Source organism: Acetobacter farinalis (assembly GCF_011516935.1).
Classification (GTDB): Bacteria; Pseudomonadota; Alphaproteobacteria; order Acetobacterales; family Acetobacteraceae; genus Acetobacter; species Acetobacter farinalis.
The window spans coordinates 1-785 of record NZ_WOTF01000068.1; the positions used below are offsets into that span (position 1 = coordinate 1).

The 785-nt window shown below is 55.3% G+C and carries 1 protein-coding gene; it reads right to left on the bottom strand.

The features are described from left to right. Positions 1 to 12: 12 nt before the first annotated feature. Positions 13 to 767 (bottom strand): IS5 family transposase gene (locus GOB82_RS13220; protein ID WP_166123798.1). Its coding sequence is split into 2 segments (ribosomal slippage): positions 13 to 446 and positions 446 to 767, totalling 756 coding nucleotides; the frame shifts between segments, so codons are not numbered across the junction. Positions 768 to 785: the final 18 nt, after the last annotated feature.

A 785-nucleotide genomic window follows, 5' to 3' on the forward strand; every position in this document is an offset into this window, starting at 1 on the left:
TACAGCGTGTCGTCAGTTAAGCAGTATGATGATTGAGGCGAACTGCACCGCAGCGAGGAAGGTTGATTTAAGCTTGTCGTAGCGGGTTGCGATCGCGCGGAACTGTTTGAGTTTATTGAAGAAGCGCTCGATAAGATTACGCTCCCTGTAAAGAGCAAAGTCTGTTTTCCGCTGGATCGTTCTGTTGCTTTTAGGCGGAATGACCGGGGTGATCCCGCGCTCTGTCAACTGGTCGATCAACCTGTCCGCGTCATAAGCCTTGTCGGCAAGGAAGGCATCCGGGTCGATCTTTTTCAGAAGTCGTTCGGCCTGAGTAATATCGGCATCCTGACCCTGTGTGATATCGAGTTCCACCGGGTTGCCCAAGGCATCGCAGATGGCATGGATCTTTGTGGTCAGTCCGCCCCGGGATCGTCCGATGGCCTGATCCGTACCCCCTTTTTGAGGGCTCCGGCGCTGTGCTGATGCGCCCGGACAATCGTGCTGTCGATCATCATGTATTCATTGTCGTGATCTGCCGCCAGATGACGAAATATCCGCTCAATTACACCACTTTCGCACCAGCGACGCAGACGTCTGTGGACATTCTTCCAGTCTCCGAAGCGCGAAGGAAGATCACGCCACGGAATGCCGGCACGATAGCGATACAACACGGCCTCCACGAACAGACGGTTGTCCGCAGCAGTGCCACCGACATGACCTTCACGACCCGGAAGAAGGTCTTTTATCCGTTCCCACTGATCGTCGCGTAAGCCATACCGCCGCATCTGTTGCTCCCCCCCCCC